This window comes from Mycobacterium shunyiense (assembly GCF_058270035.1).
The window spans coordinates 24291-46301 of the sequence record NZ_JBZDPT010000040.1; the positions used below are offsets into that span (position 1 = coordinate 24291).

At 67.1% G+C, this 22011-nt stretch carries 22 protein-coding genes; 14 read left to right on the forward strand and 8 right to left on the reverse strand.

What is annotated here, in order from left to right; all coding sequences use genetic code 11:
- The first annotated feature begins 38 nt into the window (after positions 1–38).
- The 4 genes from tuf (at position 39) to AC4ELS_RS21390 (ending at position 4110) form a co-directional block, all read left to right on the forward strand.
- A complete protein-coding gene (gene tuf, locus AC4ELS_RS21375) occupies positions 39–1229 on the forward strand; it encodes an elongation factor Tu (protein WP_003881870.1) in 1191 nt (396 codons plus the stop codon).
- Between the two features lie 151 nt (positions 1230–1380).
- Positions 1381–2226 carry a cutinase family protein gene (locus AC4ELS_RS21380; protein WP_448448214.1) on the forward strand — a complete coding sequence of 282 codons (846 nt, stop codon included), beginning with the start codon at positions 1381–1383 and terminating at the stop codon, positions 2224–2226.
- Between the two features lie 56 nt (positions 2227–2282).
- Positions 2283–3119, forward strand: coding sequence for an SHOCT domain-containing protein (locus tag AC4ELS_RS21385; RefSeq protein WP_499049194.1), 837 nt, complete (start codon positions 2283–2285; stop codon positions 3117–3119).
- 136 nt (positions 3120–3255) lie between these two features.
- Positions 3256–4110 carry an SDR family mycofactocin-dependent oxidoreductase gene (locus AC4ELS_RS21390; protein WP_448448215.1) on the forward strand — a complete coding sequence of 285 codons (855 nt, stop codon included), beginning with the start codon at positions 3256–3258 and terminating at the stop codon, positions 4108–4110.
- Between the two features lie 86 nt (positions 4111–4196).
- On the opposite strand, the gene AC4ELS_RS21395 is transcribed toward AC4ELS_RS21390, so the two are convergent.
- The 4 genes from AC4ELS_RS21395 to ddaH are packed head-to-tail and all read right to left on the reverse strand — an operon-like array spanning position 4197 to position 8721.
- Entirely contained in the window at positions 4197–5078 is an 882-nt protein-coding gene (locus AC4ELS_RS21395) for a universal stress protein (RefSeq protein WP_499049197.1), read from the reverse strand.
- On the reverse strand, positions 5075–6583 hold the full coding sequence (locus AC4ELS_RS21400) for an amino acid permease (protein ID WP_499049200.1): 1509 nt from the start codon (positions 6581–6583) through the stop codon (positions 5075–5077). The genes AC4ELS_RS21395 and AC4ELS_RS21400 overlap by 4 nt, the downstream gene beginning before the upstream one ends.
- A 27-nt stretch (positions 6584–6610) precedes the next feature.
- Positions 6611–7861, reverse strand: coding sequence for an ornithine--oxo-acid transaminase (gene rocD, locus AC4ELS_RS21405; RefSeq protein WP_499049203.1), 1251 nt, complete (start codon positions 7859–7861; stop codon positions 6611–6613).
- The gene (gene ddaH / locus AC4ELS_RS21410; RefSeq protein ID WP_499049206.1) at positions 7858–8721 is read right to left on the reverse strand and encodes a dimethylargininase; all 864 of its coding nucleotides are present in this window, start codon (positions 8719–8721) and stop codon (positions 7858–7860) included. The genes rocD and ddaH overlap by 4 nt, the downstream gene beginning before the upstream one ends.
- Positions 8722–8834: 113 nt before the next feature.
- On the opposite strand from ddaH, the gene AC4ELS_RS21415 reads away from it, so the two are divergent.
- Together AC4ELS_RS21415 and AC4ELS_RS21420 are read left to right on the forward strand one after the other, a co-directional pair.
- Positions 8835–9281 (forward strand): Rv2324 family transcriptional regulator, encoded by a 447-nt coding sequence (locus tag AC4ELS_RS21415; RefSeq protein ID WP_448448220.1) that lies wholly within the window; start codon positions 8835–8837, stop codon positions 9279–9281.
- Positions 9282–9351: 70 nt separating this feature from the next.
- Positions 9352–10539 carry an NAD(P)/FAD-dependent oxidoreductase gene (locus AC4ELS_RS21420; RefSeq protein WP_064886304.1) on the forward strand — a complete coding sequence of 396 codons (1188 nt, stop codon included), beginning with the start codon at positions 9352–9354 and terminating at the stop codon, positions 10537–10539.
- A gap of 13 nt (positions 10540–10552) precedes the next feature.
- On the opposite strand, the gene AC4ELS_RS21425 is transcribed toward AC4ELS_RS21420, so the two are convergent.
- Both AC4ELS_RS21425 and AC4ELS_RS21430 read right to left on the reverse strand, forming a co-directional pair.
- Entirely contained in the window at positions 10553–11866 is a 1314-nt protein-coding gene (locus AC4ELS_RS21425; RefSeq protein WP_499049210.1) for a VOC family protein, read from the reverse strand.
- Complete coding sequence (locus AC4ELS_RS21430; RefSeq protein WP_055111492.1) at positions 11863–12378, reverse strand: RNA polymerase sigma factor; 516 nt, start codon at positions 12376–12378, stop codon at positions 11863–11865. The genes AC4ELS_RS21425 and AC4ELS_RS21430 overlap by 4 nt, the downstream gene beginning before the upstream one ends.
- A 94-nt stretch (positions 12379–12472) precedes the next feature.
- Here AC4ELS_RS21430 and AC4ELS_RS21435 point away from each other — a divergent pair, with 94 nt between their 5' ends.
- The gene (locus AC4ELS_RS21435; protein WP_499049213.1) at positions 12473–13216 is read left to right on the forward strand and encodes a phytanoyl-CoA dioxygenase family protein; all 744 of its coding nucleotides are present in this window, start codon (positions 12473–12475) and stop codon (positions 13214–13216) included.
- Here AC4ELS_RS21435 and mftR read toward each other — a convergent pair.
- Entirely contained in the window at positions 13202–13807 is a 606-nt protein-coding gene (gene mftR / locus AC4ELS_RS21440; RefSeq protein ID WP_064886302.1) for a mycofactocin system transcriptional regulator MftR, read from the reverse strand. The genes AC4ELS_RS21435 and mftR overlap by 15 nt on opposite strands.
- 93 nt (positions 13808–13900) lie before the next feature.
- Between mftR and mftA the strand changes: the two genes are divergently transcribed.
- The 7 genes from mftA to mftG all read left to right on the forward strand — a co-directional run bounded on the left by mftA (position 13901) and on the right by mftG (position 20409).
- Positions 13901–13996, forward strand: coding sequence for a mycofactocin precursor MftA (mftA, locus tag AC4ELS_RS21445; protein ID WP_003881928.1), 96 nt, complete (start codon positions 13901–13903; stop codon positions 13994–13996).
- 2 nt (positions 13997–13998) lie between these two features.
- The gene (mftB, locus tag AC4ELS_RS21450) at positions 13999–14313 is read left to right on the forward strand and encodes a mycofactocin biosynthesis chaperone MftB (RefSeq protein WP_055110001.1); all 315 of its coding nucleotides are present in this window, start codon (positions 13999–14001) and stop codon (positions 14311–14313) included.
- Between the two features lie 14 nt (positions 14314–14327).
- Positions 14328–15512, forward strand: coding sequence for a mycofactocin radical SAM maturase (mftC, locus tag AC4ELS_RS21455; RefSeq protein ID WP_498885549.1), 1185 nt, complete (start codon positions 14328–14330; stop codon positions 15510–15512).
- Positions 15513–15516: 4 nt separating this feature from the next.
- Positions 15517–16701, forward strand: coding sequence for a pre-mycofactocin synthase MftD (gene mftD, locus AC4ELS_RS21460; RefSeq protein ID WP_055109998.1), 1185 nt, complete (start codon positions 15517–15519; stop codon positions 16699–16701).
- Between the two features lie 130 nt (positions 16702–16831).
- Positions 16832–17575 carry a mycofactocin biosynthesis peptidyl-dipeptidase MftE gene (gene mftE / locus AC4ELS_RS21465; RefSeq protein WP_064885115.1) on the forward strand — a complete coding sequence of 248 codons (744 nt, stop codon included), beginning with the start codon at positions 16832–16834 and terminating at the stop codon, positions 17573–17575.
- Entirely contained in the window at positions 17572–18984 is a 1413-nt protein-coding gene (gene mftF / locus AC4ELS_RS21470) for a mycofactocin biosynthesis glycosyltransferase MftF (RefSeq protein WP_448448224.1), read from the forward strand. Before mftE ends, mftF begins: the two co-directional genes overlap by 4 nt.
- Before the next feature lie 6 nt (positions 18985–18990).
- A complete protein-coding gene (mftG, locus tag AC4ELS_RS21475) occupies positions 18991–20409 on the forward strand; it encodes a mycofactocin dehydrogenase MftG (protein ID WP_499049217.1) in 1419 nt (472 codons plus the stop codon).
- Here mftG and AC4ELS_RS21480 read toward each other — a convergent pair.
- Positions 20339–21970, reverse strand: coding sequence for an MFS transporter (locus tag AC4ELS_RS21480; protein WP_499049220.1), 1632 nt, complete (start codon positions 21968–21970; stop codon positions 20339–20341). The genes mftG and AC4ELS_RS21480 overlap by 71 nt on opposite strands.
- Positions 21971–22011: the final 41 nt, after the last annotated feature.

The window sequence follows — 22011 nt, forward strand, 5'->3', positions numbered from 1 at the left end:
TTTAACCAAAGCACCAACAAGTCCAGGAGGACACCACAGTGGCGAAGGCGAAGTTCGAGCGGACGAAGCCGCACGTCAACATCGGGACCATCGGTCACGTTGACCACGGCAAGACGACGCTGACTGCAGCAATCACCAAGGTTCTGCACGACAAGTACCCCGATTTGAACGAGTCGCGCGCATTCGACCAGATCGACAATGCGCCTGAAGAGCGTCAGCGCGGCATCACGATCAACATCTCCCACGTGGAGTACCAGACCGAGAAGCGGCACTACGCCCACGTGGACGCCCCCGGTCACGCCGACTACATCAAGAACATGATCACCGGTGCCGCCCAGATGGACGGCGCGATCCTGGTGGTCGCCGCGACCGACGGCCCGATGCCGCAGACCCGCGAGCACGTTCTGCTGGGCCGTCAGGTGGGTGTGCCCTACATCCTCGTGGCGCTGAACAAGTCGGACATGGTCGACGACGAGGAGCTCCTGGAGCTCGTCGAGATGGAGGTCCGCGAACTGCTGGCCGCCCAGGAGTTCGACGAGGATGCCCCGGTTATCCGCGTCTCCGCGCTGAAGGCGCTCGAGGGCGACCCGAAGTGGGTCAAGTCGGTTGAGGACCTCATGGAGGCCGTCGACGAGTCGATCCCGGATCCGGTTCGCGAGACCGACAAGCCGTTCCTGATGCCCGTCGAGGACGTCTTCACCATCACCGGTCGTGGCACCGTGGTGACCGGTCGCGTCGAGCGTGGCGTGATCAACGTCAACGAAGAGGTCGAGATCGTCGGCATCCGCCCGACCACGACCAAGACCACCGTCACCGGTGTGGAGATGTTCCGCAAGCTGCTCGACCAGGGCCAGGCGGGCGACAACGTCGGTCTGCTGGTTCGTGGCATCAAGCGCGAGGACGTCGAGCGTGGCCAGGTTGTGGTCAAGCCCGGCACCACCACCCCGCACACCGAGTTCGAGGGCAGCGTCTACATCCTGTCCAAGGACGAGGGTGGCCGCCACACGCCGTTCTTCAACAACTACCGTCCGCAGTTCTACTTCCGTACCACGGACGTGACCGGCGTGGTGACCCTTCCTGAGGGCACCGAGATGGTGATGCCCGGTGACAACACCGACATCTCCGTCAAGCTGATCCAGCCCGTCGCCATGGACGAGGGCCTGCGCTTCGCGATCCGCGAGGGTGGCCGTACCGTCGGCGCCGGCCGCGTTACCAAGATCATCAAGTGATGATCTGACCTAGCACTGCGAAAGCGGCGCTCACCTTCGGGTGAGTGCCGCTTTTGTATTTCCGGTGTGTTCTTGCTGCGTCCGGTGTAACGGCTGTGATAGGTGAGACGATCTTTATTGCATAGGTGAGCTACACGGGTTGGGGACGGACATGGTGCGACGGAAACGGGCATTGGCCTCGGTGGCTTCGGCTGTCGTGCTGGCCGGCACGGCGGTCGGATTTGCGGCGGGTGTGGCGCAGGCAGCGCCGGGATGCCCGGACGTGCACTGGATCGGCGTCGCCGGTTCGGGTGAGCGTGACGATCCCACGGTCGACGCCGGCATGGGCCGGGTGGTCTACAACTCGCTGCGTGATCTGTCCCAGTGGGTGCAGCAGGACGGTCGGACGATTACGGCCGAGGCAGTGGCCTACCCGGCGGCCCCGGTGCCGGCGGACGGCGATCTGCTGGGCTGGGGCGGTTTCATGAGCAGTGTCGACGCCGGGGTGGCGGCGCTGGGGAACCAATACGCGGCGTTCACCCAGCGGTGTCCCTCCAGCGAGGTTGTACTTGCCGGGTATTCGCAGGGCGCGATGGTGGTCCACCGTAACCTGGCAGGCTTGGCGGGCAGCCCGAATCTGGCTGCGGCTCTGTTGGTCGCCGACGGAGACCGCCTGCCTGCCGATCCCACCGTGAACCTGGGCACGGCCACCGCAGTGAGCACCAGGAAGGGTGTCGCGCAGGACTGGCCGATCCTGGCCCATGCGCCGGGCCCCATGTCGCCCTCGGTCGGCAGTCGCACGATCAGCGTGTGCGATCGCGGCGACGCGGTCTGTGACTACGATTCGGACGACGAAGAAGTGACGGCCACCGCTATCGCCGTGCACACCAGCTATGCCCGTTCGAGCGGCGGCGGCTACCGCTGGACCTGGCCGCTGTACCGGATGCTGGGCCCGTCGCCCATGCAGCAGCAGACCGTGCCGGTGGGCGGGTCGACGGATGGAGTCGTTCACTCCTGATCTCGGCGGCTGTTGGCGCTAATCTGATGGCGCCCAACCGACGGCAGGAGCCTGCGATGTCCACTTTCTGGCGGTACGTACGCATTCAGGCCTTCGTGCTGTTGTGTGGCATCGTCGGGCCCATCTTCCTGGTCATCTACTTCGTCGCGGGCGGCGATCCGATGATGAAGTGGATGTTCTGGGCCGGCCTGTTGATCACCGCGATCGACATCCTGATCGCGCTGGGGATCACGGCAGCCGGTGCGAAATCGGCGGCGCAGAACGAGAAACTCGAACAGGTCGGCGTGCTGGCCCTGGCCCAGGTCACCGGCATCCACGAGACCGGCACCCGCATCAACGAGCAGCCTTTGGTGAAGCTGGACCTGCAGATCTCGGGACCCGGCATCGCACCGTTCGCCACTCAGGATCGCGTGCTCGCCTCGGTGTCGCGGCTTCCGATGATCACCAACCGCAAACTGGTCGCCATGGTGGACCCGACCACCAACGAGTACCGGATCGATTGGGAGAGAAGCAGTCTGGTCAGCGGTCTGATGCCCGCGACGTTCACGATCGCGGAGGAGAACAAGACCTACGACCTCACCGGTCAGTCCGGCCCGTTGATGGAGATCCTGCAGATCCTCAAGTCTCACGGCATCGCCATCAACAACATGGTCGATCTGCGGGCCAACCCGGCGGCCCGCGAACAGGTTCAGGCCGTCGTGCGGCGCGCGGCCGCGCAACAGGCGCCGGCGCCGGCGCCCTCGGTTGCCGCGCCTGCAGCGGCCCCGTTCATGGCTCCGCCGGCCCCGTCGACCGCTCAACGCCTTCAGGAACTGGAGACCCTGCGTGCCACCGGTGCCGTCAGCGAAGAGGAATACGCGGCCAAACGACAGCAGATCATCGCCGATCTCTGATCAGGCGGTGGATGAACCCGCGCAGGCCCCGAGTGACCAGCCCCGATCGGCGGTCCTCCCACTGATCGGTATCGGCCAGGAACACGTTCTACTTCTGCTGTTAGCCTGTGGCCAGGCTCACTGAAAGGACCCTGGGATGGCGGCAGGTAACGGAACACTGGAAGGTCGCGTGGCATTCGTCACCGGCGCTGCACGCGGACAGGGGCGTGCGCACGCGGTGCGGTTGGCCAACGAGGGTGCCGACATCATCGCGATCGACGTCTGCCGGCCCGTCGACGGCACAATCACCTATCCGGCCGCGACATCGGAGGATCTGGCCGAGACCGTTGCCGCCGTGGAGGCTGCGGGCCGCAAGGTGCTCGCACGCGAGGTCGACATCCGCGACCTGGCGGCACAGCAGCAGGTGGTGGCCGACGGCGTCGAGCAGTTCGGCCGGCTCGACATCGTGGTGGCCAACGCCGGTGTGCTCAGCTGGGGTCGGTTGTGGGAGCTGAGCCCCGAGCAGTTCGACACCGTCATCGACGTCAACCTCAACGGCACCTGGCGGACCATCCGGGCCGCGGTGCCCGCCATGATCGAGGCAGGCAACGGTGGATCGATCATCATCGTCAGCTCCTCGGCCGGTGTGAAAGCCACCCCGGGCAACGGCCACTACGCTGCCTCCAAACACGGGCTGGTGGCGTTGACCAACACGCTGGCTCTCGAGGTGGGCGAGTACGGCATCCGGGTCAACTCGATCCATCCCTACTCGATCGACACTCCGATGATCGAGCCGGAGGCCATGGCCGAGATCTTCTCGAAGTTCCCCAGCTTCCTGCACAGCTTCGCCCCGATGCCGTATCACAAGGTGACCGACGGCAAGAACGAGGGACTTGCGGCCTTCATGGCGCCTGAAGAGGTCGCCGACGTGGTGGCGTTCCTGGCCAGTGACAACTCGGCAACGCTGTCGGGCAGCCAGATTGCCGTCGACCGCGGCGTGCTCAAGTACTGACCTTTCCGCGAGCCTTTCCCGGCGAGCAGACGCCCCGGTACCCGGAAACGGGCCAACCCGGGTGCTTCCGCGTCTGCTCGCCGGGGTTAGCCCGGTAGGAGCAGAACCGGAACCGGGCTGTGCCGCAGGATCTTTGACCCGTGCGAGCCCAGGAAAACCCGGGCGACCGCGCCGCCGGGTGAGGTTCCGATCGCCAGGATCTCGCCCTCGATCCAGTCGATGGCATCGATCGCCTCGCTCCAGTCGTTGCCGGTGACGACCTTCAGATCGACGTCCTCGCCGATCACCTTCTCGTCTCTCAGCCGGATCATCGCCTGCCGGGCCTGTTTCACCCACTCTTGCAGGATCGCGTCCTCGGCATGTAGCCCGACGGTCGGTGGGTACATGTTGCGTCCCCGCACTGCGAATGTGGCCAGCCGCATCGGCGTAGCCAGTCGCCGGCTCAGGTCGGCGACCTGCTGAACCACCGCCACCGCTTCGAGTGAGCCGGGGTAGGCGCACGTGATACGTGCCAGCGCAGCAGATTTCGACCGACGGTACCCGCGCGGGCTGATCGCCAACGGAACCGGGCAGCAGTGCAGCAGCCGGTCGGCGGTCGAACCGACCACCACCTGGCCCAGTTGGCCATCGGACGCCGAACCGAGAACGAGCACCTCGGCGCCGAGCGAATCGACGGCTTCCAGCAGTCCGCCGGAAACCGACCGGTGCGCGAACTTGTGGAAGCTGACGTCGAGGCGATCGTCGAGTGCGGATACGTGTTGCCGCGCCTGCTCGGCCGACGAGGCTGCCAACTGCGCTGCGTACTCGGCATATTCGGCGTCGACGCGCGCCGGTGACGGGTTCAGCCACGGACGCGGTACGACGGTGGCCACGGCCAGTGAGGTGTTCAGGGTGCGGGCCGCGCCGACTGCGAGGTGCAGCGCCGACGCTCCGCCCTTGCCGGCCAGATACCCGACGACGACGGTCATCGGCTGTCCTCGGTTCTGGGAGTGGTCTTGACGTCGTCCTCGCCGGCCGCCGCACCCGGGATGTAGCCGTCACCGCCGTCGTTCAATGCGCTGTGATGGCGGCTCCACAGCAGGTAGAACGCCAGGACGAAGGCGACCCAGAGGCTGAACCAGAGCCAGGTGATGTGTGGCAGGCCGTAGAGCACGAACAGGCAGGCCAGTACCGAAAGGACCGGTGTCACCGGGTAACCGGGAACCTTGAAGGCCCGCGGAAGATCCGGCTCACGCACCCGCAGGATGATCACCCCGACCGACACCACGATGAATGCCACCAGGGTGCCGATCGACACCAGGTCCCACAGGTAGTCCAGCGGCACCAATCCGGCCAGGGTGCCGGTCACCGCGGCGACCACGACGGTGTTGTTCACCGGAGTCATGGTGCGCGGGTTCACCTTTGCGAACATCGGCGGCAGCAGGCCGTCGCGTCCCATCGCGAACAGGATGCGGGTCTGGCCGTACATCACCACCAGGGTCACCGAGAAGATCGAGATCACCGCGCCCATGGCCAGCACGGTGCTGGCCCAGGTCTGGCCGTGCAGGATGTTGGTGAGCATCACCGACAACCCGGCCTCGGACTGCTCGTCGTACCCGAACTCGTCCGCGGATTGCGTGCCCAGGCCGGCGAACGCCACCAGGATGTAGATGCTGGTGACGACGATCAGTGCTCCGAGGATCGCCCGCGGCATGGTCTTCTGCGGGTTCTTCACCTCGTCGCCCGCAGTGGACACCGCGTCCAGGCCGATGAACGTGAAGAAGATGGTGCTGGCCGCGGCGGTGATGCCGGTGAACCCTTTCTCCCAGAACCCAGCGAAGTGATCGGTGGTGAACGCGGTGAACGCGATGGCGACGAACATGCCGAGCACACACAGTTTGAGGAGCACCATGACGGTGTTGACCGCGGCGGACTCGCTGGCGCCGCGGATCAGCAGGAGCGCACACATGACGATCAGGACTGTCGCCGGCAGGTTGATCAATCCGGGGTTGTCGCCCCATGGGGCCGCGGACAGGGCGTGCGGCAACCGCCAACCGAAGAGGTTGTCCAGCAGTTGATTGAGATAGCCGCTCCAACCGACCGCGGTGGCTGACATCGAGACGCCGTATTCGAGAAGCAGGCAGGCCGCGACGCCCATCGCGATGAACTCGCCCATGGTGGTGTAGGCATAGGAGTACGTGGAGCCCGAAACTGGTACGGCCGCTGCCATTTCCGCGTAGCAGATGGCCGACAGCCCCGCCGCGACGCCGGCGACTAGGAACGACACCAGCACTGCGGGGCCGGCTTTCGGGACGGCCTGCTGCAGCACGATGAAGATGCCGGTGCCGACGGTGGCGCCGACGCCGAACAGCGTCAGCTGGAATGTGCCGATACTTCGTTTGAGGTGGTCGGAAGCGCCGTGGGCGACAGGTGCTCCCATGACCGGCCTGCGCCGCAACATCTGGCTGGTCAGGTTGTTGGCTGGGGCGGACATGGTGCCTCCTTGCGGCCGGTCAACCGATTATCGGCGCGCCTCGGCCAGGGTGTCAGCGAATCGGTCAACGGCCCAGTCGAGCTCGTCGGCGGTCACCACCAGGGGTGGGGCGAACCGCAGCGTCGATCCGTGGGTGTCCTTCACCAGCACACCACGCTCGGCCAACGCCAGGCCGAACTGCTTGCCGGTGCCCAGATCCGGGTCGATGTCGACTCCTGCCCACAGGCCCAGGCCACGCACGGCCGTCACGCCGTGCCCGATCAACCCGGTGAGCCGGCTGTGCAGATGCTCCCCGAGTTGGGTTGAACGGAGCTGGAATTCGCCGCGGCGCAGCATGCCCACCACCGTGGAGCCGATAGCGGTGGCCAGTGGATTGCCGCCGAAGGTCGAGCCGTGTTCGCCGGGGTGCAGCACACCGAGGACATCGCGGTCGGCAACGACCGCGGACAACGGCACCACGCCACCGCCCAGTGCCTTACCGAGCAGGTACACGTCGGGCACCACACCCCAGTGCTCGCAGGCGAAGGTTCGGCCGGTGCGGGCCAGTCCGGACTGGATCTCGTCGGCGATCATCAGCACGTTGTTGCGGGTACAGATATCGCGGACACGTGGCAGGTAGTCGGCGGGCGGGACGATGATGCCCGCCTCTCCTTGGATCGGTTCGATCAGGACGGCGGCCGTGTTCTCGTCGATCGCTTCGGCCAGCGCCCGATCGTCGCCGAATGGCACCGAGCGGAATCCGGGCGTGTAGGGCCCGAAGCCGCGGCGGGCGGTGTCGTCGTCGGAGAAGCTGATGATGGTGGTGGTGCGACCGTGGAAGTTGTTGTGCGCTACGACAATATTCGAGCTGTCGGCTTTCACGCCCTTGACGTCGGTGCCCCACTTGCGGGCCACCTTGATGCCGCTCTCTACGGCCTCGGCGCCGCTGTTCATCGGCAGCACCATGTCTTTCGCGCACAGCCCGGCCAGTGCCTCGGCGAACGGCCCGAGCCGGTCGGAGTGAAAGGCGCGGCTCACCAGCGTCAGCCGGTCCAGTTGGGCGTGGGCGGTGGCGATGATCTCCGGGTTGCGATGACCGAAGTTGACGGCCGAATAGGCGGCCAGACAATCGAGATAGCGGCGGCCCGTCACATCGGTGATCCAGGCCCCTTCGGCGCTTTCGGCGACCACGGGCAGTGGTGAGTAGTTGTGGGCGACATAGCGATCGTCGAGTGTGATCGCGGCGGCGGTCGCAGGGTCCGGGGCGGCCTGGCTGTCCACTCTGTCCAGCATGGTCATCGATACCGCTCCAGGGTGCAGCATTTGACGGATCCGCCGCCTTTGAGGAGTTCGGACAGGTCGACGCCGATCGGCTCGAAGCCGGTCCGGCGCAGCTGGTCGGCGAATCCGGTGGCGGCGGCGGGCATCACGACGTGCCGACCGTCGGACACCACATTGAGGCCGAGGACGAAGGCGTCGGCGGAGCCCACTTCGATCGCGTCACCGAACAGGTCGGTCAGACGCTTTCGGGCCGCGGCAGTGAAGGCCGGGGGGTGGTAGGCGATGGTCGAATCGTCGAGGACGGCCAGCGCGGTATCGAGGTGATAGAACCGCGGGTCGACGAGTTCCAGACTGACCACGTCAAGGCCGGTAGCGGCCCCGATCTCGTCGTGGGCACGTCGGTCGGTGCGAAAACCGTATCCCGCCAACAAGGTTGATCCGACGAGCAGCAGGTCGCCCTGGCCCTCGTTGATGTGATCGGTGAACACGGTCCGGTAGCCGGCGGCGGTCATCCACTCGGCGTAGGCGTCGGCCTCACCGGCGCGCTGAGGGTAGGCGAAGCGGGCGACCACGGCGGTGTCGCCGACGAGGAAGCCGCCGTTGGCGGCGTAGACCATGTCGGGCAGACCGGCGCGCGGGGCCACCAGGTCGACGGTGTGGCCCAGATCGGCGTACACCCGGCGCAGCGTTTCCCACTGTGACAGTGCGAGCGCGGTGTCAACGGGGCTGGCGGGGTCCATCCACGGGTTGATGGCGTATTCGACGGTGAAGTACTGCGGGGCGGTCATGGCGTAGTGGCGGTTGGTCGCGGCCCGCGCGGGTGCTGCGGCCCCGGATGCGGGCGCAGCGTCAGGCATGACTTCATCGAAAATCGTCATGATTCGACGATATGAAGCCGCTGTGACGCAATCAATCGCTTCTTGTTGCGTCTTGAGCAGGGATACATTGCATGAATTGCCATACTGCGGCGGTTTGTTGCGTGGAGGTCGACATGGAGCGTCTGGACGACACCGACGAGCGGATCCTGGCCGAACTCACCGAGAACGCCAGGGCGACGTTCGCCGAGATCGGACAGCGCGTGAACCTGTCGGCTCCCGCGGTGAAGCGCCGGGTGGACCGGATGGTGTCCGACGGGGTGATCCGGGGCTTCACCACTGTGATCGACCGCAACGTGCTGGGGTGGCGCACCGAGGCTTACGTGCAGGTGTTCTGCCAGGGCACGATCGCCCCGGATCAATTGCGCACGGCCTGGATCGACATTCCCGAGGTGGTCAGTGCGGCCACGGTCACCGGTACCGCCGACGCGATCCTGCATGTGCTGGCTCGCGACATGCGCCACCTCGAAGAGGCACTGGAACGCATCCGGTCGACGGCTCGGATCGAGCGCAGCGAGAGCATCGTGGTGCTCACGAATGTCATCGAGCGGGGCCGGTCCTGATGTGACCCAGCGGCCTGCGCAAACATAGGGTGACGCACAACGCTTAACCGCGATCGTGTAAAAACCCCACGTGACTACTTCAACGGGATCAGCAGCGGGCATCGTCATCGTCGGCGGCGGCCTGGCCGCGGCCCGGACGGCCGAACAGCTGCGCCGGTCGGAGTACGGCGGGCCCATCACGATCGTCAGCGACGAGGACCATCTGCCCTACGATCGGCCGCCGCTGTCCAAGGAGGTGCTGCGCGCCGAGACGGACGACGTCACCCTCAAGCCGGCCGAGTTCTACGCCGAGAACAACATCGCGCTGCGGCTCGGCTCCGCTGCCCAGTCGGTGGACACCGCCGCCAAGACGCTGAAGCTGGCCGACGGCAGCGACGTCGCCTACGACGAGCTGATCATCGCGACCGGGCTGGTGCCCAAGCGCATCCGCTCCTTCGGCGACCTGGCCGGAATCCACGTGCTGCGCAACTACGACGAGAGCATGGCGCTGCGGGAGCACGCCGGTAAGGCCCGGCGGGCCGTGGTGGTCGGTGCCGGCTTCATCGGCTGCGAGGTGGCCGCGAGCCTTCGCAAGCTCGGTGTCGAGGTGACGCTGGTGGAGCCGCAGCCGACCCCGCTAGCCTCGGTGCTGGGCGAGCAGATCGGGGCCCTGGTGACCCGGTTGCACCAGGCCGAGGGCGTCGACGTGCGCTGCGGTGTGGGGGTCAGCGAAGTGCGTGGCGCCGACAAGGTCGAGGAGGTCGTGCTGGGCGACGGCACCGAACTCGACGCCGACCTGGTGGTGGTCGGCATCGGTTCGCACCCGGCGGTCGAGTGGCTCGAGGGCAGCGGGATCGCGCTCGACAACGGCGTGGTGTGCGACGAGGTCGGGCGCTCCAGTGCCGCAGGCGTGTGGGCCATCGGCGATGTCGCATCGTGGCGCGATCACGTGGGTGACCAAGCGCGCGTTGAGCATTGGAGCAACGTCGCCGATCAGGCGCGAGCAATGGTGCCGGCGATCCTGGGCCAGGAGGCCTCGCCCGTCGTGTCGGTGCCGTACTTCTGGAGCGATCAGTACGACGTCAAGATCCAGTGCCTCGGTGAGCCCGAGGCCGACGATGTCGTGCACGTGGTCGAGGACGACGGCCGCAAGTTCCTGGCCTTCTACGAGCGCGACGGTGTCGTGGTCGGCGTGGTCGGCGGCGGCATGCCCGGCAAGGTGATGAAGGCCCGCGGCAAGATCGCCGCAGGCGCTCCCATCTCCGACGTCCTGGGCTGACTTTTCCTCGCGGTTAGACCTGGCCGAGGTAGAAGCGGACACCCTGGTCGTCGGTGCACTCGGCCATGAAGCCGTAGTCCTGTCGTGACGGCTGCTGCAGCACGGTGCCGCCTGCCTCGCGGACCCGGGCGACCGCGGCGTCGATATCGGCGACCGTCCACATCGGCACAGCGGTGGCTCTCTCGGCGCCGCCGGCCACCCCCGACATCGGCTGACTGCCCTGTACGCCCCAACCGTCGTTGATCCGGCCGGGTTCGAAGGTCCAGAAGAAGACTCGGCTGTAGAACTCCTTGAACGCCGTCGAGTCGGGCACCTCGTAGGTGAGGTACGAAAGCTCGCCTGGCCCTGCGCCGTTCAGTTCCGGCCGCGGCGTGCCCGGTGTCGGCAGGAACACTGCGAACGGGGTGCCGGCCGGATCGGTGGCGTCGAGCACGGTGCCGAAGTCGAATTCCTGGGTCTGGCCGGGTTGGCCGCCGCCGGCGAGGATCGCCTGGCGTGCTCCGTCCAGGTCGGTCACCGCGTAGCAGCAGAACAGGTTGCCGGCGCCCGCGACGCTGAAGATGCCGATGGGCTGTCGCGTGTTGGTGACCTGGCCGGTGGCCGGGTCGTAGGTCCAGCCCAGCACGTGGCCGTAGAAGGCCGCGGCGCGTGCGGCGTCGGGAGCCCACACCGAGACGTATCCGACATCGCCGTGCTGGATCGTGACGGCCGCGCCGGTGACCGGTCCGGACAGCATCCACCGGTGGCCGAACGGGTCGATGATCGTGGCGTTGCGCGCCCCGTAGTTCTCGTAGGGCTCCCGGTGCACGACGGCGCCGAGCGCGCGCGCCCGTTCCATGGCGGCGTCGGTGTCGGCCACATGCAGCATCAGACTCACCGAATTAATCTGTGATACAGGTGCTTTGAGGCCCAGCTCGGGGTATTCGTCGGCCAGGTACAGCACGCCGTCACCGATCCGCAGCTCGGCATGTCCGATGCGGCCGTCGTCCATCTCGTACGTCTCGCCGACGACGGACGCGCCGAAGACATCGGCATACCAGGCGATGGCCTCACGGGCACCGGCCACGGCCAGGTACGGGATCGCGGCCGCGGCGGGCCGCGAATCGGGCCCGGGCCGTGGGGGAGCCGGGGTGGCCGGCGTGGCCGCGGGCTCGTTCAGTTCGGCGATGGCAGTTTCGGTTCCACTCATGTCAACTCCTTCGGTGCGTTGGGGAAGGGTGAGCGCCGATTCCAGCCGCGCGCGCAGCCGGGCGGCGAACGCCGGGTCGGGGGAGACCGGTGGGTCGTCGCCGCTGAGCACGGTCAACGGATCGTGGCTGTTGATCACGACGTCCCTCCCTCCGGTGTCGGGTACTGGGCTCTGAAGGCTCGGCGGGCCCGGACCAGCAGAGCCTCGGTGGCATGCACCGTGCGCCCGATCAGCTCGGCGCATTCACCCACCGAGCAGTCGTCGAGGTAACGCAGGGCGAGCACGGTGCGGTGCTGTTCGGGTAGCCGGGCCAGAACCGCTTCGGCGACAATGCGATCCAGTTCCGCGTCCCAGTCATCGGCCGGGTCCACCGGTTCGGGCAGTTCGGCCACCGGCACGGTGAACCGGTCGTGGCGGCGGCGGTAGTGGTCGGCGAGTTTGTGCCTGGCCACCCCGATCAACCACGGCACCGAGATCTGCGGCGGCGACGGTCTGCGGGCCGCGTCCATGGCGGCCAGGAACGTCTCCGACGTCAGGTCTTCGGCGGTTCCGCGGTCGCCGCAGCGGCGTACGAAGTAGCCGTACACCGCAGGCAGGGCCTCGTCGTAGCACCTCAGCAGCGCCCGCGGAGCGTCTGTTTCGGCGCTCACACCCTTATCGTCGCCGCCGGGCACCGAACTCCGACGGCCTTGGGCGAAGTTTTTTCGCCGGAAAACCATTGGCGCCGGTCAGGGGAGGTGCGTCATGGTGGTCGGCGTGGTGGACGTCGAGGCATTCAAGCGGGACGGGTTCGTCAAGGTCGAGCAGGCCGCGCCGGCCGAAATCGCCGATGCCGCGCGGGATCTGCTCTGGACGCAGATCGGACTGTCTCCGGATGAGCCCGCGTCGTGGACGAGTGCGGTGGTGTGGACGGCCGATCTGACCGGCGCCGGCCCGTTCCGGCAACTGGTGGACAACGCAGCGCTCACCGATGCCCTGGACGCGATCTGTGGACGAGGAGGTTGGCTGCCGCGTGGGGCCCTGGGCAACATCCCGGTGCGGTTTCCGGTCGATCCGCCCGCAGCGGACCGGGGCTGGCACGTCGACGCCAACACCCCCTTGCCGGGCGGGGAGTGGACGGTCAGCGGGCGTCCGCACACCGTCCTGGTGTTGACCCTGCTGTCCGAGGTGGGACCCGCCGACGCGCCGACGCGGATTCGGGTGGGTTCGCATCGCGACGTCGCCCGGGTGCTCGGGCCCGACCCCGTCGAGTTCATCGAGGCCGGTGCCATGGTGGACGTGGCCAGCCGAACCTGTCCGGTGGACCATGCGACGGGCCGGCCCGGCGACATGTACGTGCTGCATCCGTTCACCGCGCACGCCGCCGATGTACATCGCGGTCGCTCACCGCGTTTCATGTCGCAGGCGCCGATCCTGCTCACCGAGAGGCTCGGTCCGCAGGGCCCGGCGGCGCTGGCGGCAGCGTGGGACGGGTTACTGCGGGGCTAGCCGCTCCAACCCCGGACGCGCCACTTCGAAGGCCCGGCCGATGGCGTCCGGCAGTGCGACGGACTCGTCGGCAAGCCAGTGTTCGTAGGCCGAGAGCGCGACTCCGAGCATCAGCCATCCGACGGTCTGAGGCATCAGGTCCTCTGGGGTCGCGCCGATGCGTTGGGCCACGTAGGTGGCGATGACCTCACGCCATCCGGCGTACATCGTCATCGAATATGCCTGCAGCCCTGCGGTTTCCAGAATGACGCGCATACGCAGGCGGTGTTGGGCCATCTCCTGGGCGTCGTAGGTGTTGAACGACAGCAGTGCTTCGCGCAGGGCCTCGGCCAGCGGGATCTCGGAGCTCAGCGCGGCGAGCAGGTCGCGCAGGTGTTGCAGGTGGGCGTCGAAGTCTCCCCAGGGGATGGCGTTCTTGGAGGCGTAGTAGCGGAACAGCGTGCGTCGCGCGATGCCGGCCGCTTTGGCCACGTCGTCGACGCTCACCTCGTCGAAGCCGTGGGCGGCGAACAATGCCAGTGCGACGTCGGTGATGTGGTCCTGCGTGGTGGACGGACGCCTGCCGACGCGGGGCCCGGATCCCTGCCGCATAAAACCCGCCCTTCCATTTGTGCACTCGATGCCATATTCTTGCGACTCAGGTCACAATTGTCGAGACCCACAGTTACAGGAAAGGTGCGATTCATGGATCAGAACCCGCAGGCCGAAACCGAAACCCAGCTCGTCACCGAGACGCTCGTCGAAGAGGTCTCGATCGACGGTATGTGCGGGGTTTACTGACCGTGTCTACACAGGTTGCCGATACGGCCGGGCACGTCGGCGTCGTCTTCGACCCGAATGTCAGCTGGCGGTTGCACCACCAGGTGGCGGTGCGGCCGGAGCCGTTCGGTGCCCTGCTGTATCACTTCGGAACCCGCAAGCTGTCGTTTCTGAAGAACCGGACGGTCGTCGAGGTGGTCAACTCACTGGCTGACCACCCCGACGCCCGGTCCGCGTGTCGCGCTGTCGGTATCGCCGACTCCGACCAAGGCCCTTACCTGCACGCGCTGAGCGTGCTGGTGTCCTCGAAGATGCTCATCCCCGGGAATCCACAATGACTTCTGTTGCGCCCGTGCGCACGCCTGTTCCAAGGCTCGTCGAGCAGTTCGAACACGGACTCGACGCCCCCATCTGCCTGACCTGGGAGCTCACCTACGCCTGCAACCTGGCGTGTGTGCACTGCCTGTCCTCGTCGGGGAAGCGCGATCCTCGTGAACTGTCCACCCAGCAGTGCAAGGACATCATCGACGAACTGGAACGCATGCAGGTGTTCTACGTGAACATCGGCGGTGGGGAACCGACTGTGCGCCCGGACTTCTGGGAACTTGTCGATTACGCAACCGCCCATCATGTCGGCGTCAAGTTCTCGACCAACGGGGTGCGCATCACGCCCGAGGTGGCTGCGAAACTCGCTGCCAGCGACTACGTCGATGTGCAGATCTCCCTGGACGGCGCCAACGCCGAGGTCAACGACGCGGTGCGCGGCAAGGGTTCGTTCGACATGGCTGTGCGTGCACTGGAAAACCTTGCCGCCGCCGGCTTTTCGGACGCCAAGATCTCGGTGGTGGTCACCCGCCACAACGTCGACCAGCTCGACGAGTTCAAGGCGTTGGCCGACCGCTACGGTGCCACGCTGCGGATCACGCGGCTGCGCCCGTCGGGCCGTGGCGCCGATGTCTGGGATGAGCTGCACCCGACCCCGGAGCAGCAGCGCCAGCTGTACAACTGGCTGGTCGCCCACGGTGAGCGGGTGCTGACCGGTGACTCGTTCTTCCACCTGTCGGGGCTGGGTGAGCCCGGTGCACTGGCCGGGCTGAACCTGTGCGGCGCCGGCCGCGTGGTGTGCCTGATCGATCCGGTGGGCGACGTCTACGCCTGCCCGTTCGCCATCCACGACAAGTTCCTGGCCGGAAACATTCTGGAAGACACCGGTTTCGGCGCCGGATTCCAGAACGTCTGGCAGAACTCCCCGCTCTTCCGCGAACTGCGCGAGCCCCAGTCGGCCGGCGCCTGCAGCGGCTGCGGACACTACGACGCCTGCCGCGGCGGCTGCATGGCTGCCAAGTTCTTCACCGGTCTGCCGATGGACGGGCCGGATCCCGAGTGCGTCGAAGGCTGGGGCGAGCCCGCCCTCGCGGCCGAGCGCGTCAAACCCAAGCCCAGCGGTGACCACTCCCGCGGCACCAAGCAGGGCCCGGTCGCACTGAAGTTGCTGACCAAGCCGCCCGCCCGCATCTGTAACGAAAGTCCGGTGTAACCCCATGGCTCGTGATACCTGGTTCGAGACCGTCGCCATTGCCCAGCAGCGGGCGAAGAAGCGGCTGCCCAAGTCCGCCTACTCCTCGCTGATCTCTGCCAGCGAGAAGGGCGTGACGGTCTCCGACAACGTGGAGTCGTTCGCCGAGCTCGGTTTCGCGCCGCACGTGGTGGGTGCCACGGAGAAGCGTGAGATGGCGACAACGGTGATGGGGCAGGATATTTCGATGCCCGTCATCATCTCGCCGACCGGCGTGCAGGCCGTTGACCCCGATGGTGAGGTGGCCGTCGCCCGGGCCGCCGCAGCACGCGGCACGGCCATGGGGCTGTCCTCCTTCGCCAGCAAGCCGATGGAGGAAGTCACCGCGGTCAACGACAAGATCTTCTTCCAGATCTACTGGCTCGGGTCGCGCGACGAGATCGCCGAGCGTGTGCAGCGGGCCAAGGACGCCGGCGCCGTCGGGCTCATCGCCACGACCGACTGGAGCTTCAGCCACGGCCGCGACTGGGGTAGCCCGAAGATCCCGGAGCGAATGGACCTGCGCACGATGCTGCGGATGTCTCCGGAGGTGCTCACCAAGCCACGCTGGCTGTGGAGCTTCGGCAAGCACCTGCGTCCGCCGGACCTGCGGGTGCCGAACCAGGGTCGCGCCGGCGAGCCGGGGCCGACGTTCTTCGAGGCCTACGGGCAGTGGATGGGTACCCCGCCCCCGACCTGGGAGGACATCGCCTGGTTGCGGGAGCAGTGGGGCGGTCCTTTCCTGCTCAAGGGAATGGTGCGGGTTGACGACGCCAAACGTGCCGTGGATGCGGGTGTTTCGGCGATCACGGTGTCCAATCACGGCGGCAACAACCTGGACGGCACGCCCGCGGCGATCCGCTGCCTGCCTGCCATCGCCGACGCGGTGGGGGATCAGGTCGAGGTTTTGCTGGACGGTGGGATCCGCCGGGGTAGCGATGTCGTGAAGGCCGTGGCGCTGGGCGCCCGGGCGGTCATGATCGGCCGCGCCTATCTGTGGGGTCTGGCCGCCAACGGCCAGGCGGGTGTCGAGAACGTGTTGGACATCCTCAGCGGCGGCATCGACTCCGCGCTGCGCGGGTTGGGCAAGTCGTCGATCCACGACCTGACACCGGAGGACATCCTGGTGCCGGAGGGCTTCACCCGGACCCTCGGTGTGCCGCGCGCCTGACACTGACGTTCACCCTGAGGTGCAGCGTGACAGGGGTGGCGGGAGAGACGTACGTGATGTTCACGACCGGTGCCGGGAAAGCTACGGCAAATCAATTGCTGCCTGTGCTCCAACAATTGGCGCACAGTAGGTGAATTGGGCCTACCATCGGCACGTGGCTTTCCCCAGCGGGCTCGGGAACTCAACGTCGAGACAGCTACGCAGCATGTCGCCAATGTTGATCGTCCCAGTGGGCTCTACCGAGCAACATGGTCCGCACCTGCCTCTGGACACCGACACGCGCATCGCCGCCGCAGTCTCGCATGCGCTGCTCGAGCACGTCGATGACGCGTCGTCCGGTGACTGGGTGGTCGCGCCGCCCGTCCATTACGGGGCCAGCGGCGAGCACGAGGGGTTCCCCGGCACGGTGTCGATCGGCACCGCGGCCCTGCGGTTGTTGCTGCTGGAGTACGGGCGTTCCGCATTGAGTTGGACGTCGCGTCTGGTGTTCGTCAATGGTCACGGGGGGAATGTGGAGGCGCTGGCCGCTGCGGTGGCCCTGTTGCGCCAGGAGAGCCGCGACGTCGGCTGGGTCCCGTGCATCGCCGCGGGCGCCGACGCACACGCGGGGCATACCGAAACATCTGTATTGCTACATATTTCGCCCGGCGATGTCTGGGCTGACGGCCTGGCTCCCGGGAACACCGCCCCGCTGGCCGAGCTCATGCCGGCGATGCGCAGTGGCGGGATCGCGGCCGTAAGCGAAGTCGGGGTGCTGGGTGACCCGACAACCGCCACGGCTGCCGAGGGGGAGCGTATCTTTGCTGAGATGGTCAACGGCTGCGCCGGTCGGATACGGCGGTGGCAACCGGACCGGAACGGATTGCTGACATGACCGGACCGAGGCTGCCCGACGGTTTTGCCGTACAGGTGGATCGCCGTGTCAAGGTGCTGGGGGCCGGCGCGGCCCTACTCGGCGGGTCGCCGACCCGGTTGCTGCGGCTGGCGCCGACGGCGCAGACCATGCTCAACGGCGGCCGTCTCGAGGTGCACGACGCGCAGAGTGCGCAACTGGCCCGGACTTTGCTCGACGCCACGGTCGCCCATCCCCGTCCGCCCAGCGGTCCGTCCCACCGTGATGTGACGGTCATTATCCCGGTGCGCGACAACGTATCCGGTCTGCACCGGCTCATCTCGGCGTTGCGGGGCCTTCGGGTGATCGTGGTCGACGACGGCTCGGCGGTTCCGGTCTCGCAATCAGAATTCGCCGGGATGCACTGCGACGTGCAGGTCCTCCGGCACTTCCGTAGCAACGGTCCGGCGGCCGCCCGCAACACCGGCCTCGCCGCGACGGAGACCGATTTCGTCGCGTTCCTCGACTCGGACGTGGTGCCTCGGCGCGGGTGGCTCGAGGCGTTGCTCGGCCACTTCTGCGACCCGGCCGTGGCGCTGGTCGCACCCCGCATCGTCGGACTGCACACCGCCGACAATGTGGTGGCCAGGTACGAGGCGGTGCGTTCGTCCCTGGACCTCGGGGTGCGCGAGGCACCGGTGGTGCCCTATGGCCCGGTGTCCTACGTACCCAGCGCGGCGATCATCTGCCGGCGCGCGGCGCTGGCCGCGGTGGGCGGCTTCGACGAGACCATGCAGTCCGGTGAGGATGTCGATCTGTGCTGGCGCCTGGTCGAAACCGGGTCCCGCCTGCGTTATGAGCCCATTGCGCTGGTTGCCCACGATCACCGGACAGACCTGCGAGAGTGGTTCAACCGCAAGGCTTTCTACGGCACTTCGGCAGCTCCGTTGACGGTCCGCCATCCAGGCAAGACGGCCCCTGTGGTGATCTCCGGGTGGACGCTGATGGTCTGGCTGCTGCTTGCGATGGGGTCGTGTTTCGGGTACCTGGGCTCGGTGGTGATCGCGATCTTCACCGGTCGGCGTATCGCCCGGTCCCTCAGCACGGTCGACACCGAACCCACCGAGGTCGCCGCGGTGACCGCGCGCGGGCTGTGGTCGGCGGCTCTGCAGCTGTGTTCGGCGATCTGCCGGCACTACTGGCCGGTCGCCCTCGTCGCCGCCCTGATGTTCCGGCGGGCCAGACACGCGGTCCTGGTGGCCGCGGTGCTGGACGGTGTGGTCGACTGGGCGACCCGACGCGGCAATGCCGACGACGACACCAAGCCCGTCGGCCTGCTGACCCACATCCTGCTCAAGCGTCTGGACGATCTCGCCTATGGGATCGGCCTGTGGACCGGTGTGGTGCGTGAACGTCAGCTGGGCGCGCTCAAGCCGCAGCTTCGGAGCTAACCCGAGTTGGAGCGAGACGTCCTGATCGTCGGTGCCGGAAGCGCCGGATCAATTCTGGCTGAACGGCTTTCCGTCGATCCAAGCTGCCATGTCACGGTCGTGGAAGCCGGTCCGGAGCCCAGTGACCCCCGGGTGGCGGCGCAGATCACCGATGCGCTGCGCCTGCCGATCGGGGCTGCCAGTTCGGTGGTCCGTCACTACGCCTCGGTACTGACCGAACACCCGCCCCGGCACGCCGAGATCATCCGGGGATCGGTGGTGGGTGGCTCCGGTGCGGTCAATGGCGGTTATTTCTGCCGGGGGCTGCCAGGAGACTTCGACCGGTGGGCCGTGCCGGGCTGGGGCTGGGACGATGTACTGCCGCACTTCCGTGCCATCGAGACGGATCTGGATTTCGACACCTCCCTGCATGGCGATGCCGGGCCGATCACCGTGCGGCGGGTCCGCGAATTTGACGGTTGCACAGCATCTTTCGTCGACGCAGCGATAGGTACCGGATTCGGCTGGATCGACGACCTCAATGGGTCCACCGCTGCGGCGGCACTCCCGGCGGGGGTCGGTGCCGTTCCGCTGAACATCAACGGCGGCAACAGGGTTGGTCCGGGTGGTGCCTACCTGCAACCCGCGCTGGGTCGGCCCAACCTCCAGCTGGTGACGGACACCCGGGTCCACCGCGTGCTGTTCCGCGCGAACCAGGCCGTCGGAGTGCAGTGCGAAGACGGCTCTGTGCTCGGTGCCGAACGAATTGTTCTGTGTTCTGGCGCAATTGGGTCAGCGCACCTGTTGCTGCTGTCGGGCATCGGGCCGGCGGCAGAGCTCGAAGCGCTCGGCATCGAGGTGGTCTCCGATCTGCCGGTCGGCATGCACACCGTGGACCATCCGGAATGGGTGCTGCCGGTCTCCTGGACGCCGACTCACGACCTGCCGCCGCTGGAGGCTGTGCTGACCACCGACGACGGCATCGAAGTGCGTCCCTACACCGCAGGTTTTTCGGCCATGGTGCACGGGCCGGGGCACGATCCTGCCGAACTTCCGCACCTCGGTGTGGCGCTGATGCGCCCGCACTCACGGGGCCGGGTCGGGTTGGCATCGGCCGACCCGACGGTGGCACCGGTGATCGAGCATCGGTATGACACGGTGGCAGAGGATGTCGACACTTTGCGCCGTGGCGCGGAACTGGCTCGTGAATTGGTCAGTCACACAGCAGAAGTCGGTGAGGCTTCGTGGTCGACATCGCAGCATCTGGCCGGTACGGCGCCCATGGGCACCGGCGTGCAGGCAGTGCTGGATCCGACCTGCCGGGTGCTGGGCGTCGAGAATCTGTGGGTGGTCGACGGGTCGATCATGCCGGCCATCACCAGCCGCGGCCCGCACGCGACCATTGCCATGATCGGTCATCGGGCTGCGGAGTTCCTGGCGACCTGAGCCGCCGGATCACTCGGAGCTGCTCACCGTCGCGGCCCGGAGCCCAGATCCCGACGAACACCGCCGCCACCGCCAGGACCGCCGCCATCACCAGCAGGGCCGAGTTGGTCGCGTCGAGAAACGCCTGCTTGGCCAGCCCGGCGACGGTCACGCCCTGCGGACCCAAATGCCCGGCCACGGTGAGTGCCTCGGCCAGTGAGCTCAGGATGGGTTCACGCACCTCGGCGGGTAGCCCGGTCAGCTTGGGCCCCAGGTGGTTCTGGTATTGCGCGGCCAGGATCGAGCCGGCGACCGCGATGCCCAGGGCGGCACCGACTTCCCGAGTGGTGTCGTTGACCGCGGAGGCCACGCCTTGTTTCTCGTCGGGAACCGCGCCCATGATGGCCGAGGTCGTCGGCGCCGTGCACAGCCCGATGCCGATACTGATGATCAGCAGTGGCCAGGCGTACTGCGGATAGCTGGAGTCGATCTGCAGCCAGCGCATACTCAGCAGCCCCGCCGAGATCACCAGCAGTCCGACGAAAACACAGGTCCGGAGGCCGAGCCGAGGCAGGTACAGGTGTGTGGTGGCACTGAGGATCAGGAGCGGTATGGCCAACGGGCACAGGGCGATTGCGGTTTGGATCGGGCTATATCCCATGACCAGCTGGATGTACTGCATGCTGACGTAGAAGTAGCCGAAGTTGACGAAGAACAGGAATGTCACGCCCACTGCCCCGGTCGCGAAGTCGGGCTTTCCGAACAGTCGGACATCGAGCAGCGGGTGCCGGATCTTGAGTTGCACCACGGTGAACGCAGCAGCGAGGACGACCCCGCCGGCCATGCAACCCCACACCGCCGGGTGCGTCCAGCCTCGGATCGGGGCCTCGACCACGCCGAGCACGAAGACCGCCACGGCCGCGCCGATCAGGACGGCGCCGGTCCAATCCACCGGGGCGCTGTGTTCGTCGCGTGAAGAGGGCACGGTGCAGGTCAGGATGAACAACCCGACCCCGGCGACGACGAAGGTCGCGAAGATGGACTGCCATCCCCAGAAGTGCAGCAAGCCACCCGTGACGAGGAAGCCGACGATGGCGCCGGACCCCACCACGCCGGCCCAGATCCCAACTGCCTTGTTGCGCTCGGATTTCGGAAACGCCGCGGTGAGTAGGGACAGGGTCGCCGGCATGATGAAGGCGGCGCCTGCCCCGGCCACCGCACGAGAAATGATCAGGTGTACGGGATCGTCGAAAAGCAGGGGTGCCGCGGAGGCCAGGACGAAGACCACGAGGCCGGTCAACAGGGCGCCGCGGCGGCCGTAGCGGTCGCCGATCGCGCCGGCCGGGAGCAGCAGGCAGGCGAGCACCAGGGTGTAGCCGTCGATCACCCAGGTGAGTTGGGCCTGGGTGGCCGCGGTCTGGCGGGCGATGTCGGGCAGCGCGGCGTTCAGGGCCACCATCGAGGCGATCACGATGGAGACGTCCATGCAGGCGACCGCGAGCAGCCAGTATCGCTTCCGGATCGACAGATAGGACAGGCCGGGATCTATATCCTGGCCAGAATCGACGAGGGTGTCAGACATGCTGCGCCTCCTCGGTCGGTGAGGTTTCGAGACTATCAGTC

Excerpts from the sequence above, each read along its gene's own strand:
- AC4ELS_RS21380 (WP_448448214.1), top strand. The coding sequence starts at position 1,381 with ATGGTGCGACGGAAACGGGCATTGGCCTCGGTGGCTTCGGCTGTCGTG.
- AC4ELS_RS21385 (WP_499049194.1), top strand. The coding sequence starts at position 2,283 with ATGTCCACTTTCTGGCGGTACGTACGCATTCAGGCCTTCGTGCTGTTG.
- AC4ELS_RS21390 (WP_448448215.1), top strand. The coding sequence starts at position 3,256 with ATGGCGGCAGGTAACGGAACACTGGAAGGTCGCGTGGCATTCGTCACC.
- AC4ELS_RS21395 (WP_499049197.1), bottom strand. The coding sequence starts at position 5,078 with ATGACCGTCGTCGTCGGGTATCTGGCCGGCAAGGGCGGAGCGTCGGCG.
- AC4ELS_RS21400 (WP_499049200.1), bottom strand. The coding sequence starts at position 6,583 with ATGTCCGCCCCAGCCAACAACCTGACCAGCCAGATGTTGCGGCGCAGG.
- rocD (WP_499049203.1), bottom strand. The coding sequence starts at position 7,861 with ATGACCATGCTGGACAGAGTGGACAGCCAGGCCGCCCCGGACCCTGCG.
- ddaH (WP_499049206.1), bottom strand. The coding sequence starts at position 8,721 with ATGACGATTTTCGATGAAGTCATGCCTGACGCTGCGCCCGCATCCGGG.
- AC4ELS_RS21415 (WP_448448220.1), top strand. The coding sequence starts at position 8,835 with ATGGAGCGTCTGGACGACACCGACGAGCGGATCCTGGCCGAACTCACC.
- AC4ELS_RS21435 (WP_499049213.1), top strand. The coding sequence starts at position 12,473 with ATGGTGGTCGGCGTGGTGGACGTCGAGGCATTCAAGCGGGACGGGTTC.
- mftR (WP_064886302.1), bottom strand. The coding sequence starts at position 13,807 with ATGCGGCAGGGATCCGGGCCCCGCGTCGGCAGGCGTCCGTCCACCACG.
- mftA (WP_003881928.1), top strand. The coding sequence starts at position 13,901 with ATGGATCAGAACCCGCAGGCCGAAACCGAAACCCAGCTCGTCACCGAG.
- mftD (WP_055109998.1), top strand. The coding sequence starts at position 15,517 with ATGGCTCGTGATACCTGGTTCGAGACCGTCGCCATTGCCCAGCAGCGG.
- mftF (WP_448448224.1), top strand. The coding sequence starts at position 17,572 with ATGACCGGACCGAGGCTGCCCGACGGTTTTGCCGTACAGGTGGATCGC.
- AC4ELS_RS21480 (WP_499049220.1), bottom strand. The coding sequence starts at position 21,970 with ATGTCTGACACCCTCGTCGATTCTGGCCAGGATATAGATCCCGGCCTG.